The sequence below is a fragment of the Albidovulum sp. genome (assembly GCF_008933605.1).
Taxonomy (GTDB): domain Bacteria; phylum Pseudomonadota; class Alphaproteobacteria; order Rhodobacterales; family Rhodobacteraceae; genus Albidovulum.
In genome coordinates, this window is the sequence record NZ_WBUS01000023.1 from 1 (window position 1) to 13,271 (window position 13,271).

General features: G+C 66.7%; 16 protein-coding genes. 11 read left to right on the forward strand and 5 right to left on the reverse strand.

Annotation, left to right across the window (positions count from 1 at the left end):
* From F9K34_RS05145 to F9K34_RS05160, 4 genes are all read left to right on the forward strand, one after another.
* Window positions 1–795 (forward strand): DUF2189 domain-containing protein (locus tag F9K34_RS05145; protein WP_366557796.1); only part of this gene is annotated, 795 nt, incomplete at its 5' end.
* Window positions 792–1,004: a cbb3-type cytochrome oxidase assembly protein CcoS gene (gene ccoS / locus F9K34_RS19040; RefSeq protein WP_366557797.1), complete on the forward strand. Its 213-nt coding sequence runs from the start codon at window positions 792–794 to the stop codon at window positions 1,002–1,004. The genes F9K34_RS05145 and ccoS, both read left to right, overlap by 4 nt.
* The gene (locus F9K34_RS05155; RefSeq protein WP_291335836.1) at window positions 952–1,185 is read left to right on the forward strand and encodes a hexameric tyrosine-coordinated heme protein; all 234 of its coding nucleotides are present in this window, start codon (window positions 952–954) and stop codon (window positions 1,183–1,185) included. Before ccoS ends, F9K34_RS05155 begins: the two co-directional genes overlap by 53 nt.
* Entirely contained in the window at window positions 1,182–1,454 is a 273-nt protein-coding gene (locus tag F9K34_RS05160; protein WP_291335837.1) for a DUF6522 family protein, read from the forward strand. The genes F9K34_RS05155 and F9K34_RS05160 overlap by 4 nt, the downstream gene beginning before the upstream one ends.
* Window positions 1,455–1,536: 82 nt before the next feature.
* On the opposite strand, the gene F9K34_RS05165 is transcribed toward F9K34_RS05160, so the two are convergent.
* The 3 genes from F9K34_RS05165 to F9K34_RS05175 form a co-directional block, all read right to left on the reverse strand.
* A complete protein-coding gene (locus F9K34_RS05165) occupies window positions 1,537–3,513 on the reverse strand; it encodes an FAD-dependent oxidoreductase (protein ID WP_291335838.1) in 1,977 nt (658 codons plus the stop codon).
* Window positions 3,514–3,634: 121 nt separating this feature from the next.
* Entirely contained in the window at window positions 3,635–4,795 is a 1,161-nt protein-coding gene (locus tag F9K34_RS05170; protein ID WP_291335839.1) for an MFS transporter, read from the reverse strand.
* A 117-nt stretch (window positions 4,796–4,912) separates the two neighbouring features.
* A complete protein-coding gene (locus F9K34_RS05175) occupies window positions 4,913–5,644 on the reverse strand; it encodes a Crp/Fnr family transcriptional regulator (protein ID WP_291335840.1) in 732 nt (243 codons plus the stop codon).
* 83 nt (window positions 5,645–5,727) lie between these two features.
* On the opposite strand from F9K34_RS05175, the gene F9K34_RS05180 reads away from it, so the two are divergent.
* Together F9K34_RS05180 and F9K34_RS05185 are read left to right on the forward strand one after the other, a co-directional pair.
* A complete protein-coding gene (locus F9K34_RS05180) occupies window positions 5,728–6,144 on the forward strand; it encodes a hypothetical protein (protein ID WP_291335841.1) in 417 nt (138 codons plus the stop codon).
* Between the two features lie 75 nt (window positions 6,145–6,219).
* Window positions 6,220–6,714 carry a Dps family protein gene (locus F9K34_RS05185; protein WP_291335842.1) on the forward strand — a complete coding sequence of 165 codons (495 nt, stop codon included), beginning with the start codon at window positions 6,220–6,222 and terminating at the stop codon, window positions 6,712–6,714.
* Window positions 6,715–6,782: 68 nt separating this feature from the next.
* Here F9K34_RS05185 and F9K34_RS05190 read toward each other — a convergent pair whose 3' ends face one another.
* Entirely contained in the window at window positions 6,783–7,592 is an 810-nt protein-coding gene (locus F9K34_RS05190) for a response regulator (RefSeq protein WP_291335843.1), read from the reverse strand.
* A gap of 124 nt (window positions 7,593–7,716) precedes the next feature.
* Between F9K34_RS05190 and F9K34_RS05195 the strand changes: the two genes are divergently transcribed.
* The 4 genes from F9K34_RS05195 to F9K34_RS05210 all read left to right on the forward strand — a co-directional run bounded on the left by F9K34_RS05195 (window position 7,717) and on the right by F9K34_RS05210 (window position 11,810).
* A complete protein-coding gene (locus F9K34_RS05195) occupies window positions 7,717–7,836 on the forward strand; it encodes a NepR family anti-sigma factor (protein WP_436405710.1) in 120 nt (39 codons plus the stop codon).
* Window positions 7,833–8,390, forward strand: coding sequence for an RNA polymerase sigma factor (locus F9K34_RS05200; RefSeq protein ID WP_291335845.1), 558 nt, complete (start codon window positions 7,833–7,835; stop codon window positions 8,388–8,390). The genes F9K34_RS05195 and F9K34_RS05200 overlap by 4 nt, the downstream gene beginning before the upstream one ends.
* On the forward strand, window positions 8,387–10,162 hold the full coding sequence (locus F9K34_RS05205; protein WP_291335846.1) for a histidine kinase dimerization/phosphoacceptor domain -containing protein: 1,776 nt from the start codon (window positions 8,387–8,389) through the stop codon (window positions 10,160–10,162). Before F9K34_RS05200 ends, F9K34_RS05205 begins: the two co-directional genes overlap by 4 nt.
* Window positions 10,163–10,271: 109 nt before the next feature.
* On the forward strand, window positions 10,272–11,810 hold the full coding sequence (locus F9K34_RS05210; protein WP_291335847.1) for a phospholipase D-like domain-containing protein: 1,539 nt from the start codon (window positions 10,272–10,274) through the stop codon (window positions 11,808–11,810).
* Between the two features lie 4 nt (window positions 11,811–11,814).
* On the opposite strand, the gene F9K34_RS05215 is transcribed toward F9K34_RS05210, so the two are convergent.
* Window positions 11,815–12,870, reverse strand: a complete 1,056-nt coding sequence (locus F9K34_RS05215) for an AI-2E family transporter (RefSeq protein ID WP_291335848.1) — start codon at window positions 12,868–12,870, stop codon at window positions 11,815–11,817.
* A 168-nt stretch (window positions 12,871–13,038) separates the two neighbouring features.
* Between F9K34_RS05215 and F9K34_RS05220 the strand changes: the two genes are divergently transcribed.
* Window positions 13,039–13,236 carry a CsbD family protein gene (locus F9K34_RS05220; RefSeq protein WP_291335849.1) on the forward strand — a complete coding sequence of 66 codons (198 nt, stop codon included), beginning with the start codon at window positions 13,039–13,041 and terminating at the stop codon, window positions 13,234–13,236.
* Window positions 13,237–13,271 lie beyond the last annotated feature (35 nt).

The window sequence follows — 13,271 nt, forward strand, 5'->3', positions numbered from 1 at the left end:
CTGGAACCGCTTCCCACGCTGCGCAGCCCGGTCCGCCCGGCGCCGCGCTTTGCGCGGAACCTGCCGGCGCGCGCAGCCCTGGCATGGCTCGGGCACGGCTGGCGCGACCTGGTGGCCGCGCCCGGTCCGAGCCTCGCCTACGGGCTGTTCCTGACGCTCCTGTCCTACGCGGTCCTCTGGGCGCTACACGCAGCCGGCCTGCTCTACCTCGCGCTTCCGGCCATCGCCGGCTTTCTCATCGTCGGCCCGTTCCTGGCCATCGGGCTCTACGAGGCAAGCCGGAGCCGGTCCGCAGGCCGGACGGCGCGCCTGTCCGACATGCTGGCGCTCAGGCCGGCCGCAGGCGCGCAACTGGCCTATGCCGGGCTTCTTCTCGGCCTTCTAGTCCTCTTCTGGCTCAGGGCGGCGGATCTTCTCTACGCGCTGTTCTTCGGCCTGACACCCTTTCCCGGAGCCGCCGAAGCGTTGAAAAACGCTCTGACGACACCCCGGGGATGGGCGCTGATCGCGACAGGCATGCTGGTGGGCGGGCTGTTCGCAGCCTTCGCCTTCGCGATCAGCGTCTTTTCCATTCCGATGCTTGTCGCCCGCCGGACGGACGCGTTGACCGCGATGGGGCTGAGCTTTGCCATGACCGTCCAGAACCTGGGGCCCATGCTCGCCTGGGGCGCCCTCGTGGCGACCGGTCTGGCCGTGTCGGCCGCCACGGGGCTGATCGGGCTGGTCGTCATCTTCCCGGTTCTCGGCCACGGCACCTGGCACGCCTGGCGCGCCATCGCCGGAGATGACGCATGAGCCTCGCCATCCTCATCCCGGTCTCGATCGGCCTTGGCCTGACCGGACTTTCCGCCTTCTTCTGGGCCCTGCGCAACGGGCAGTTCGCCGACCCCGAGGGCGCGGCCTGGCGCGTCATTCCACCTGATCCCCACCCGCCGAAGAAAGGGCGCACCGATGACAGACTGGCTCCCGACACTCAGGACCGCGACTCCTCAGGAAGGCTATGATCTCGCCGTCAAGCTCGCCCGCGTCGCGGTGAAGATGACACAACCTGACGCGGCGGTGCGCGACCGGCTCCGGCCGGTCTATGCCGAGGACGCCGAGGCCCTGATCGCGGTCAGCCAGGTCGTGGCGACGCATTTCGCCACCGTCGCGGCGGCGAACGGCTACTGGAAGGATCGCGAATGAACGCTGTCGAGCACGAGGGGGGCAGCTTCGTCGTGGATGCGGCGGTCCTTTCCGTCGCCTTCGGACGCCCCGCCGCGGAGATCAGGGCGTCCATGCAGGATGGCCGGATCACCTCCCGCTGCGAGAAAGGACACGGCGAGGATGCCGGCCTCTGGAGGCTGACGTTCTACCACGCGGGACGCGCCCTGCGACTGACGGTGAACGAGGACGGCGAGATCCTGAAGCGGTCCACCTTCAATGTCTCCGCGGCCCGGTCATCGATCCCGTGATCTGCAGGGAAGCGCGGCACCGGTAATGCCCCGGCCCGTCGCGCCACGGGATCGCCCCTTCATCTCGTAGCGGGAACGAGGGTCAGATCTGCAATGCGACCTTGCGGCCCTCGTGGAAGGCATAAGGGGCCTGGCGGGGGGCCGCGCAGTCGCCGATGCGGTAAACGGTCTTGTCGCCGAAGCCCTCCGGGAACGGATCGAAGGCGACGTTCGTCGTCGCAACCACGAGCCCCGATGCGGGGATCGTCTCCTCATCGCCGGTCAGCAGACTGCGGACGGTCGCCCCGTTGCCGTGCCAGCGGCTGACGACATGTTCGGTCACGAACCGGGCGCCGAGCCTGGCGAGCCGGGCCCGCGCCGGGCCGTCGGCCGAGGTGCGCGCGACCTCCTTGCCAACACAGGGGTCGGGGGTGACGATCACCACGCGCTTGCCCTGCTCGGCCAGCATCCAGGCCGTGCCGACGCCGCGCCAGTTGCCGCCCTCGTCGAGGACGATCACGGTGTCGCCGAGCCCGGCCTCGCGTCGCATGACCTCCTCTGGCGCCCAGACCCTGCCGTTCTCGAGCCCTGGCAGCGGCCCGGCCGAAGGCAGCCAGCGCTGCCGCGCCTCCGGATCGGGAAGCGAGCCGGTGGCGAGGATCACGACCTCGGCCGGATGGGCGGCGATGTCATCCGCATCGAGAAAGGTGTTGAGGCGAAGGGCCACCCCGAGTTTCGCGAACTGCCTTTCGTACCAGTCGAGAAGGTCGAGTATCTGTGCCCGGCGCGGCTGCATGCCCGCGAGCCTGAACTGCCCGCCAACCTGCGGCGCGGCTTCGGCGATCTCGACCCGATGGCCGCGTTCCGCCGCCGCCCGAGCGGCCTCCAGCCCGGCCGGGCCCGCACCGACGACGAGCACCGACTTCGGGGCTTCCGCCGTGGTGAAGCGGTCGCCGCCCCATTCCCATTCGCGTCCGGCACTGGGGTTGATCAGGCAGGAAATCCAGTAGTCGCGGGACCGCCGTCCCCAGCACATCTGGTTGCACGAAATGCAGCCGCGCACGTCCTCGGCCCGGCCCTCCATGGTCTTTCGCGCCAGATGAGGGTCGGCGATCTGCCCGCGCACGATCGAGACCAGGTCCGCCTGGCCCGAAGCAATGATCGCCTCGGCGTTCTCGGGCGTGCGCACATGAGCCTCGGACGTCACTTTCGCGTGCTTGACCACCCCCCTGATCTGCTCGGTGACCGGGGCCGTCAGCTTCTCGGCGAAGAGGAAAGTCGGCATCAGCCTTTCGAAGTCGAGGTATCCGCCATGACCGCAGGTGACATAGTCGACATGGCCGGTCGCGTCGTGGAGGGCGATGATTTCCAGAAGGTTCTCGACCGACAGCGTGACGTCATGGGCATCCGAGGTGGACACGGCGAGACCGATGATGAAATCCTCGCCGCATGCGCGGCGGATACGCTCGATGATCGTGCGGGAGAACCGCGTGCGGTTCACGAGGCTGCCACCCCACTGGTCATCGCGCGTATTTGACCAGGGCGTCCAGAACTGGTCGAGAAGCGAGTGATAGGCCGCCCAGACCTCCACCCCCTGAAACCCGGCCTTCCGGCAGCGCACGGCGGCGGCGACATGGGCGTCGATCAGTTCCTCGATCTCGGCTCCGGTCATGCGGTGGGAGCCGTCGCTGTCATGGTAGCTCGCGTGGCCCGAGGGCGACCAGTGGGGCGCGAAGCTGAGATCGGAATCGCCGTGCGCACCGACATGGTAAAGCTGTTGCAGGATTGCGGCCCCGGCTTCCTTCACCGGTTCGGTTACCTTGCGGAAATGCGGGATGACCTCGTCGGTCGAATGCAGGAAGTTGCCGCGCGTCAGCACACCCGTCCGGTGCACCGGCATCGGCTCCGCCACGATCATCGCCGCCCCGCCGAGCGCACGCTCCAGGAGGTAGGCGGCGGTGCGCGGCCCGGGCAGGCCCATGTCGGACATGTTGTTGGTATGCGCCCCGAAGACGATCCGGTTCCTGAGCGTCAGGCCGCGAAGTTCGATGGGCGAAAGAAGCTTGGGGTGCTGGGTCATGGCGGTTCCGGGGTTCGTGCGTCCAGACTAGCGGGCAGGAGGGACCCGTCGCACGGTTTGGCGACATCGACGGATGCCCCAGCGTCATGTCGCCACAGCCGAAACGACATGGATCACGCGCTCAGGCCCGCCTGAGCATCATCAGCGCCGCGGTTGCGGCGAGCCCGACGCCCGCGGTAAGCCATATCGCCGAGAGCCCCCATGCGGAAAGCGCCGCGCCAAAGACCAGCGGTGCCGCCGCCTGCAGGGCGCGCGCCGGCGCATTCAGCCAGCCGAGTCGCTGGCCATAGCCCGTTGTGCCGAAGAGGGCGAGCGGCAATGTGCCCTTCGCGATCGTCAGGATGCCGTTGCCCGCCCCGTGCAGGAGCGCGAATGCGTAGGCGGCGGGCCCGCCAAAAACGACCAGAAGCACCGCCGCGAGAGGATGCGTCGCCGCGGCAAGGCGCGCCGAGACGAGCGGATGAAACCGGCCAAGAAACCCGAACTCCAGAAGCCGCGCCGCGACCTGTGCCGGACCGATCAGCGCGCCGGCAGCGATCGCTACGCCAGTGCTTGCCCCCGCGGCTTGCAGGAGACCCGGCAGGTGGGCGGCCATGGCCGTGGACGTGAACCAGGTGGCTGCGAAAACGAAGGCGAGCAGGGCCAGCGCGACCGGCGACGGCGGCGGTCCGTCTTCGACCATGGATCTGGGCGCCGGCCGATGGTCGTTGGCCGAGGGTAGCAGTGCGTTCAGCGGCAAGGCCAGGAGGAGATGGATCGCCGCCCAGCCGAGGCAGGCCTCCCTCCACCCCCAGGTGGCAAGCATGAGACCCGACAGCGGCCAGCCCACGGTGCTGGCGAAGCCGGCGATGAGGGTGATGCCGGTGATCGGGCCGCGCGCCTCGCGGCCGTAGATCCCTGCAAGGGCGGAAAAGGCGGCCTCGTATAGCCCGCTCCCCATGCCGAGCCCGATGATCGCCCAGCCGGCAAAGAGCACCGCCGATGACGGTGCGAGCGCGAGGACCGTCAGGCCGGCGGCGAAGATCAAGTTCGAGATCATCAGGACGCCGCGCCCGCCGAGACGATCTATCGTCGACCCCGCCCAGGGTCCGACGCCCGCGGATACCACCATGGCCATCGAGAAGGCCGCAAAGACCCAGACCGGCGACAGGCCGAGACTGTCGGCCATCGGGGCGGCGAGGACGGCGGGAATGTAATAGCTCGATGCCCAGGCGATCGTCTGCGCGATCCCGAGGGCAGAAACGACGCGTTTCCTCTGGCCGGCGGCGAGCCTGTGCACCATGAAACGTGCTCTATCGCGGCCCCGCCCGCGTCGCAACATGTGCTGGAGCGGCCGATCGCGGTGCCGATGTCGCAAGCATGCGTGGGACTCTCTGGGGTCGGTATCCGGTCGTCGGGCCTACATCAGGGGTCGCTGCTGTGGCTTTTCGAGCTCGATCATGGCGATTTCGGCGAGTTCCGCCATGCGGCCGATTTCCAGCTCACCGTCGGACCATCGCGCAAGGCCGGTCAATCGCAGGACCTTCAGTGTCTTGTTCGTGTGGACGAGCGACAGACCGAGCGCGTCGGCGAGGTCCTGTTGCCGGAACGGAAGCGGGACCCGGCCGGCTGTGGCCATGCCAGAGGCTTTCAGCCGCTCGAAGATGCGCACGAACGCCCAGGCGATCCGCTGGATCGCGTCGCGCTGGCCGAGAGAGGAGATCGTCTCTCCCAGGAAGTGCTCCTCGACCGCGGCGATCCAGGTGAGGTCATAGCCGCGGGCCGGATTCTGGCGGAACAAGCGCCACAGATCGTCGCGCCGGAAGACGCAGAGGGTCATCGCGGTGGTTGCCTCGACCGAATGCTTCATTTCCCCGAAGATTCCTGCCTGAAGGCCGATGAAATCACCGGGAAAGAGGAAGTTGATGACCTGGCGCCGTCCGTTCTGCATGGCCGTGTAGCGCACGCCCATGCCGTTGAGCACGGTAAGGAGTTGCGGGCTGTTCGACCCCTCCAGGAGCAGGGTGGTCCCGGGCTCGACCGTCATCTCGCCGGTCTTGAACGACTGCATGAATTCCAGCTCTTCGTCGGTGAAAGGCGTGAAGAGGGATCGGTTGCGCAGCGGACATTTCACGCAGCTCGTTCCGGCCATGATGTTCCCTTACGGAAAGTGTGTCGCACTTAAATGCGGACCGGGCGTTCCGGTTCCATCATGCGGCCATGTCGAGGGGAACCATGAACTCCACAACCGCCGCGCCCCTACGGGGGCCTTTCTATGTCGTCCTCGCCTTTGACGCGATCGTGCGACACGATCTCGTCGGCATCGCTCTTGACCATGATCCGGCGGCCAGCGTCCTCGCCTGTACCTCCCTTCCCGACGCAATCGCGGCGATCGAATCGAGCCCTGTCCTCTCGGTCGCCTTCCTGGAGCTTGGACCACGGAGAACTGCACGGGCTGGGGTCGACACCCTCGTGCACAGCCGCGGTGGGCGGGTCGTCCTTTTCGGGGACGTTGCGGAGGACGAGGCCGGGACGCCGGGCTTCGCCGCGGGCGCCTGGACGGTCCTCCTGCGGCCGTTCACCTCCCGATCCGTGTGCGCCCTGCTCTCCGCGCCCGGGGTTGCGGGAACCGACGCGCCGCGCGGACGTTGATCAAGCATCCATCTGTCGGCATCGACGACCGAAAAACACCAACGGGCCGTGCCGAAATCCACGAGAGGAACTGCCATGAAAGACGCGATGAAAGTCGTCCCTGCGCCCGAGTCCGTGAAGACCGGTGTGCAGAAGGTCAAGCCGCTGGCCAAGGCGCTCGCCGAAGCGCTGGCCGATACCTACCGGCTGGTCTTCAAGACCCATGCCTATCACTGGAACGTGGAGGGCGCCCTGTTCTATCCGATCCACAAGCTGACCGAGGCGCAGTACGAGGATCTCTTCGCTGCCACCGATGCGATTGCCGAGCGGATCCGGGCGTTGGGCCAGCTTGCGCCGGCCCGGCTCTCAGACGTCATCGAGGCATCGATCGTCAAGGATTCCGACAAGCTGCCCGCGGCCCAGGCAATGATCGAGGACCTCGCTTCGGACCACGAACGGGTCGCAAACCGCCTCAAGGCAGTCATCAAGCTCGCCGAGGAAAGCGACGACCCGGTGACGGCCGATCTGATCACGGCCCGCTCGGCGTTCCACGAGAAAGCCGCGTGGATGCTGCGTGCCACGGCGAAGTGATGATGCCCGCGAAGATATGAAGAATAGGCCGGGCGGACTGCCCGGCCTCTCTCACTTCACCGACGCGGTCACGCCGCCAGCGTCTCGGTGGAGGCGAAGAACATCGCCTGGCTCACCGCCGAGCGCACCTGCTCCTCCGAGAAGGGCTTGGTGATGAGGAACGCGGGTTCGGGCCGGCTCCCCGTCAGCAGACGCTCGGGGAAGGCCGTGATGAAGATGACGGGAATGTCTTCGAACTGCGCGAGAATGTCGTTCACCGCGTCGATCCCGGACGAATTGTCCGCAAGCTGGATGTCGGCGAGAATCAGGTCCGGTCGGTTGGACGACGCGAGCCTGACGGCCTCGGTCCGGGTGCGCGCAACTCCGGTCACGCGGTGGCCGACATCCTCAACGATCGATACGATATCCATGGCAATGATGGCTTCGTCCTCGATCACCATCACCTTGCCGGAGATGGCGCGTTCCATCTCGCGCCGGGCTATGTCGATGAATTCGCCGGCCTCGTCCGGGGTCACGTCCATGATCCGGGCGATATCCCCTTGGCTGAAGCCTTCGATCGCGTGCAGCAGCAGCGCCTCGCGCGTGTTGGGCGTGAGCCCCGCCATGTGGCTCTGCGCTCGCGCCGAGTGCGCCGTGTCGGCGTCGCCGACCGGGGCGCCGGCGCTCGACCAGACGAGGTGAAAGGCGCGGAAGAGGCCGATCTTCGGATCGGTCGTGGATCTTGCGGCGCCGTCGTCCAGCAGGATCGCCTCCAGCGTCGCGGCCGCGTACCGGTCACCGCTGTCCTGGCTTCCGGTCAGGGCCCGCGCATACCGGCGCAGGTAGGGCACATTCGCAGCGAGAGACGTTGCGAAATCCCCTGTGGCGTTCGGCGACATTTTTTTCTCCCATCTCAATTTTCTTCGGAACCAACGCGGCCCGCGTGCGTTAGGTTCCGGACGATCGTGAAAAAACTGGCCAGACAGAGCGGTTCAAATGAAGCAAGGCGGAGACTCTGCGAAATTGCAGGCACAGATCGATGAAAACCTCAAGCGCGTCTATCAGGAGGCGCTGGACGAGCACATCCCTGACCGTTTCAAGGAGCTGCTGGAGCAACTTCGCCGGAAGGAATCCAAGCAATGACCGCCGATGCCCGGGATGCGCTTCCGGATCATCTGCCAGCGTTGCGTGCCTTTGCGATCAGCCTTTGCGGCGACGTGGCCACGGCCGACGACCTTGTGCAGGATACCATCATCAAGGCCTGGACGAACATCGACAAGTTCCAAGCCGGGACGAACATGCGCGCCTGGCTTTTCACCATTCTCCGCAACACGTTCTTCTCCATGAAGCGCAAGCGCAAGCGCGAAGTGGCCGACCCCGATGGCGTGCATGCCGCGAAGCTCTACGAAAGGCCCGCGCACGACGGGCGACTGGCGTTCAGCGATTTTCACCGCGCGTTCTGCGCCCTGTCTCCCGAGCATCGCGAGGTTCTGATCCTTGCGGGCGCGTCGGGGTTTTCCTACGAGGACGTCGCCCAGATGACCGGCGTGGCGGTCGGAACGGTCAAGAGCCGCGTCAACAGGGCGCGCGCACGGCTTTGCGAACTCCTTGACCTCCGCCCGGGCGAGGATCCGATCTCGGGCGCAGACGCAGACACGCGCGCCGTGCTCGCAGCGTCAGGGACCCAGGCCGCATGACGGAGCCGCCCACGCGGCGCAATCCTGCCGACGGCCTTGGATTCCGGGTCGCCTTCCTTCTGGCGATCGTTCTGCTGCCCCTCACGGTCATCTCCGTGGTGAAGTCGATGGCCGTGATCGAGGAATCGCGGGGGCGATCGGAGGCCGCGCTGATGGGCGAAACCCTGCGCGCGGCGAGCGGTGAACTGCGCTACATCCAGGAAGCGCGTGGCGCCGCCAAGGTCCTTTCGAAGTCGATCTGGCCCCTGATGCCGGACAACGCCGCATGTACCGGCTTCCTGCAGCGGATGCTGGAAGTGGAGTCGCATTACTCGCTTGTCGCGTTCGTGCCGCTCAGCGGGATCAGCACCTGCAACTCTGCGGGGCGGATCTTCAGCTTCAAGGACGATCCGCTCTTCCTGCGCGCAGCGCATGACCGGGGCACATCCTTCGCGGTGAAGGCCGTCGGCCTTGTATCGGGAACCTCGGTTCTCGTGATCACCCATCCGGTCTTCGATGCGGCGGGCGGCTATCGCGGGTTCGTCAGCCTCTCGATCCCCCACAGTGGAATTCGCGTGGCCGAGGACAGCGAGGCCGACGTGAAACGCCCGCTGACCATGATCACGTTCGACAAGCGCGGGGTCGTCCTGACATCCACCCTTCCTCTCGACGATGTCGCCCTTGCCATTCCCGGCGATCGGTCGCTGGCAACGCTCCCCGTCGAGAAGGCCGCCTCGTTCTCCGCACCCTCGGCGGCCGGGATCGACCGGACATTCTCGGTAGTTCCACTGGTGCCCAAGGAACTCTTCGCGCTTGGTTCCTGGCCGGACGCCGGCGCCGGCGGGCAGGCCGCCAGCGTTCTTGCCTCGGCCCCGGTTCTGGTCCCGTTCCTCATGTGGGTGGCGAGCGTCGTTGTCGCCTGGCTGGCGGTGCAGCGCCAGGTGATCCGGCACATCCAGAAACTCGGCCGGTCGATGATCTCCTTCGCGGGCGGCAGCCGCCATGTCGGCGACATCGACGTGAGCGGTGCTCCATCGGAGATCCGCGAAATGGCCGAAGCCTATGAACAGATGACCGACACAATCCTTCACGACGAGGCCCATCTCGAGGACATGGTCCACCAGCGGGAAGTGCTTCTGCGCGAGGTGCATCACCGCGTGAAGAACAACCTCCAGCTCATCGCCTCGATCATGAACATGCAGATGCGCCGAACCTCATCGGAAGAGGCGCGGACGATCATGCGGGGGCTGCAGGACAGGGTGATGAGCCTGGCCACGATCCATCGCGAGCTTTACCAGACGGCCGGCCTGTCAGACATCCACGCCGACGAGCTTCTTTCGATGATCGTGCGACAGATCGTCAAACTGTCCGACCGCCCGGATCGGCGCATTTCCGTGCACACCGACTTCGATCATATCCGGATGGTTCCGGACCAGGCAGTGCCGCTCGCGCTGCTCTTGTCGGAGGCGGTCACCAACGCCCTGAAATATGCCGTGGATTCCGGGCACCGCGTGGCCGATCTCTGCGTCAGCCTCAAGTCGACCGATGGATTGCGGGCATGTCTGACAATACGCAACACGACGGCGCGACCGCCCGCCGACACGACCGGCACAGCCCATCGCGCCGGGCTCGGCACCCAGCTCATCGCGGCCTTTGCGATGCAGGTCGGCGGAACCGTCGAACGCCGCGAAAGTGACGGAACCTACGAACTGGCCATCGACTTCGGGCTGCGCCCGCTCTCGGATTCGGAGGATCGTCGGCAGCCGCCCGCTGAATCGCCGGGCGACACCTGACAAGGAACCGGGCGCCCGAGTGCGGAGTTGAGAAGCAAAATGGCAACAGGTCCTTCGGCGGGCGCGGTGGCAGATGCTCCAACGGTTTTCATATCGCGCCGCCGAGCCGGTGTTCGAAACCCTTCTCACCGCGGCCGAGTGTTATCCGGCGCTTGAGCGCGAGTTCCTTGCCGCGCAAGAAGAGATCTGGGCAGGTTTCCGCATTTTCGATCCCGAAACGCGACTGCGCTCGCCCGAGGCGCGCCAGGTCGGCGAGCGATGGTCGGACCTCGTCACCCATACGCTTCGCCGTGGCGTTTCCATCAACATAGCGATCACCGACTTCGACCCGATCGCCATGCCAAGGCTCCACCGGGCGACCTGGCGATCCGTCCGCGGTCTTGTCGCGGCCGCCGAAATCGCGGAAGCGCCGGCGCGGCTTCGGGTGGTGGCGGCCATGCATCCGGCTTCGACCGCGCTTGCGCCGCGACTCTGCTTTTGGCCGCTCATCTTCATGCGCGAATGGCGGCTGGCGGGCTGGCTCAATCGGCTGGCGCCCGAGATCCGGGCCAATGCACTCCGCGAAATGCCGGGGCTGCCTTCGCGGCTCGTCGCCCGCGCGGACGGCCGGCTCTGGCCGCGGTTCTGGCCGCTGCCCCGGATCTACCCGGCCACACACCATCACAAGCTTGCCGTCTTCGACCGCCGTCGTCTCTACATCGGCGGCCTCGACCTCGACGAGAGGCGCTTCGACACGCCGTCGCACGACCGCGACGCCGACGAGACCTGGCACGATGTCCAGCTTCTCCTGACCGGTCCCGCCGTGGCCGAGGCCCAGCAACATCTGGAGACCTTTCTTGCCGTGACCGCCGGCCGGAGCGAACCCCGGCGTCATCGTCACCTCCTGCGAACCCTTTCACGCGCGCTTCCGCGACCGATCTTTTCCTTCGGCCCGACCCCGCTGGTACAGGAGATCGCCGACGCCCACGAGCACATGGCGCGTAAGGCGCGACGGATGATCTATCTGGAAACGCAGTACTTTCGCGACCTGAAGCTGGCCCGGTACTTTGCGCGTCTCGCCGAGGAACGGCCCGACCTGTCGATGATCCTGATATTGCCCGGTGCGCCCGAGGAGGTCGCCTTCGCGCGCCGCATCTCGCCGGACGCGCGCTTCGGCGAGTTCCTTCAGACCCGCGCGGTCCGCATCATTCAGAATGCCTTTGGCCGCCGCATCTTCGTCGGCGCCGCGGCCCAGCCCCGCGGGGCCGAGCGGCGTTGCGTCCAGGGCCATGGCCGCGATCACCTGAACGGGGCGCCAATCGTCTACATTCATGCCAAGGTGTCGGTGTTCGATGAACATGCGGCCATCGTCTCCTCGGCCAACCTGAATGGCCGAAGCCTGAGGTGGGATACTGAGGCGGGCGTTGCCCTCACGGACCGGACCCAGGTGCGCGCGCTGCGCCGGAGGGTCATGGCGCATTGGCTTCCCGCCGGGGCCGGGGCGGCCTTCTTCGACCCGGCGCGCGCCGTCTCGGCCTGGCGCGCCCAGGCTCTCGCAAACCTGAAGGCGCTTCCCGAGGAACGCAGGGGCTTCGTGCTTCCCTACGACGTGGCCGCGGCGGAGCGCGACGCCAAGGACCTTCCGCTCGTTCCGCCCGAGCTGGTGTGACCCGTCACGCGTCCTGCTCCTGCAACGCCGTGCGCGGTCTGGGCGCGAGAGAGTCGCTCAGCACGAGACCCCACAGGAGGAGAGGGATCGCCACGATCCCGCCGATCGGTCCCCAAAGCCAGATCCCGAAGATGAGCGCGAGGAAGACCAGAAGCGGGTTCACCGCCATGTGCTTGCCCACAAGCGCCGGCGTGACGAACTGGCCTTCGATCGTGTTGAGGAGGATGAAGGACGCGGCCGGGGCAAGCGACATCGCGCCGTCGAACTCCGCCACGCCAACGAACAGGAGGACGACGACGAACACGGTCGGTCCGAGATAGACGATGAAGTTCACGAGAAAGGCGACCACGCCCCACATCATGCCATCGGCCACGCCCATGACCTGGAGCGCAACCGCGGTGAGCACCCCGAGAGCGGCATTGATGAGGGTGATGGTCGAGAAATAGCGCGCCACGTTCCGCTCGGCCCGGCGCAGCCGCAGCGCGAGCTCGGCCCGCTCTCCACGGCTCGACAGTCTCAGGGATACCCAGCCGTAGATCTCGCGTCGCGTGAGAAGAAAGAAGAAGAGCGCCCCGGCGAAGATGAGGATCTGCGAAAGGATCAGCGGTGCGGCCATTATCGCGTCCGAGACCGAGGGCATGGCGACCGCTTCGTCGGCCGGTGCGGCCGGCGCGGCGTTTGCCTGCGGCGCGATGGCGCTCGTGACGTTCTCGGTGACTTCGGAAAGGCCCCGGATAAGGCCGCGCAGGCTCGCCACGACCTCGCGCATGTCGGACCAGACCTTGGGCGCCTGCTCGACGAGGCCCGCGATGACCGGCTGAAACGCCAGCACCAGCGCACCGACCACGACGAGCGTCACGAGAAGCCCGAGGAGCGCCCCCCAAACGGGCGAATAGCCGTGCCCCTCCCAGAAGTCCGAAAGCGGCGACAGGACGACGCCCGCGACCAGCGCGAGCGTGATCGGGGCGAGAATGTCCTTTCCCCAGCCCGCAGCCGCAATCGCGAGGATCGACGCGATGAAGATGACCGCGAACTGGGACAGCCGTTCCGTCTTTTCCATATGAATTTCCCCCTGACGCGGAGAGAACGCCGCGGGGTCGCCGCCGGTTCCCGCGCGGAGGGGTGCGCCACGTGCGCGGATCGCCGCCGCCGGTCACGACCCGGCTGGAACTCCACCCGTCTGGGGGCGTTGAGATGGTACCAACCCACCCAAGAAATGGAGGACATCATGAACTGGGATCAGATTTCCGGGAACTGGAAGCAGCTCAAGGGCAAGGCCCAGGCCAAGTGGGGTGACATCACCGACGACGAGTGGCACCGCATCGAAGGTCGCCGCGAAGAGCTCGTCGGCCTCGTGCAGGAGAAGTACGGTCATGCCAAGGACGCCGCCGAACGCGAGGTGGACACCTGGGTTTCCCGTCTCTGACGCGCGGTCTCTGACCGGCGCAGCCGGAAAGCGAT

Excerpts from the sequence above, each read along its gene's own strand:
- F9K34_RS05165 (WP_291335838.1), bottom strand. The coding sequence starts at position 3,513 with ATGACCCAGCACCCCAAGCTTCTTTCGCCCATCGAACTTCGCGGCCTG.
- F9K34_RS05175 (WP_291335840.1), bottom strand. The coding sequence starts at position 5,644 with ATGGCCGGAACGAGCTGCGTGAAATGTCCGCTGCGCAACCGATCCCTC.
- F9K34_RS05185 (WP_291335842.1), top strand. The coding sequence starts at position 6,220 with ATGAAAGACGCGATGAAAGTCGTCCCTGCGCCCGAGTCCGTGAAGACC.
- F9K34_RS05205 (WP_291335846.1), top strand. The coding sequence starts at position 8,387 with ATGACGGAGCCGCCCACGCGGCGCAATCCTGCCGACGGCCTTGGATTC.
- F9K34_RS05155 (WP_291335836.1), top strand. The coding sequence starts at position 952 with ATGACAGACTGGCTCCCGACACTCAGGACCGCGACTCCTCAGGAAGGC.
- F9K34_RS05190 (WP_291335843.1), bottom strand. The coding sequence starts at position 7,592 with ATGTCGCCGAACGCCACAGGGGATTTCGCAACGTCTCTCGCTGCGAAT.
- ccoS (WP_366557797.1), top strand. The coding sequence starts at position 792 with ATGAGCCTCGCCATCCTCATCCCGGTCTCGATCGGCCTTGGCCTGACC.
- F9K34_RS05200 (WP_291335845.1), top strand. The coding sequence starts at position 7,833 with ATGACCGCCGATGCCCGGGATGCGCTTCCGGATCATCTGCCAGCGTTG.
- F9K34_RS05220 (WP_291335849.1), top strand. The coding sequence starts at position 13,039 with ATGAACTGGGATCAGATTTCCGGGAACTGGAAGCAGCTCAAGGGCAAG.
- F9K34_RS05160 (WP_291335837.1), top strand. The coding sequence starts at position 1,182 with ATGAACGCTGTCGAGCACGAGGGGGGCAGCTTCGTCGTGGATGCGGCG.
- F9K34_RS05170 (WP_291335839.1), bottom strand. The coding sequence starts at position 4,795 with ATGGTGCACAGGCTCGCCGCCGGCCAGAGGAAACGCGTCGTTTCTGCC.
- F9K34_RS05215 (WP_291335848.1), bottom strand. The coding sequence starts at position 12,870 with ATGGAAAAGACGGAACGGCTGTCCCAGTTCGCGGTCATCTTCATCGCG.
- F9K34_RS05180 (WP_291335841.1), top strand. The coding sequence starts at position 5,728 with ATGAACTCCACAACCGCCGCGCCCCTACGGGGGCCTTTCTATGTCGTC.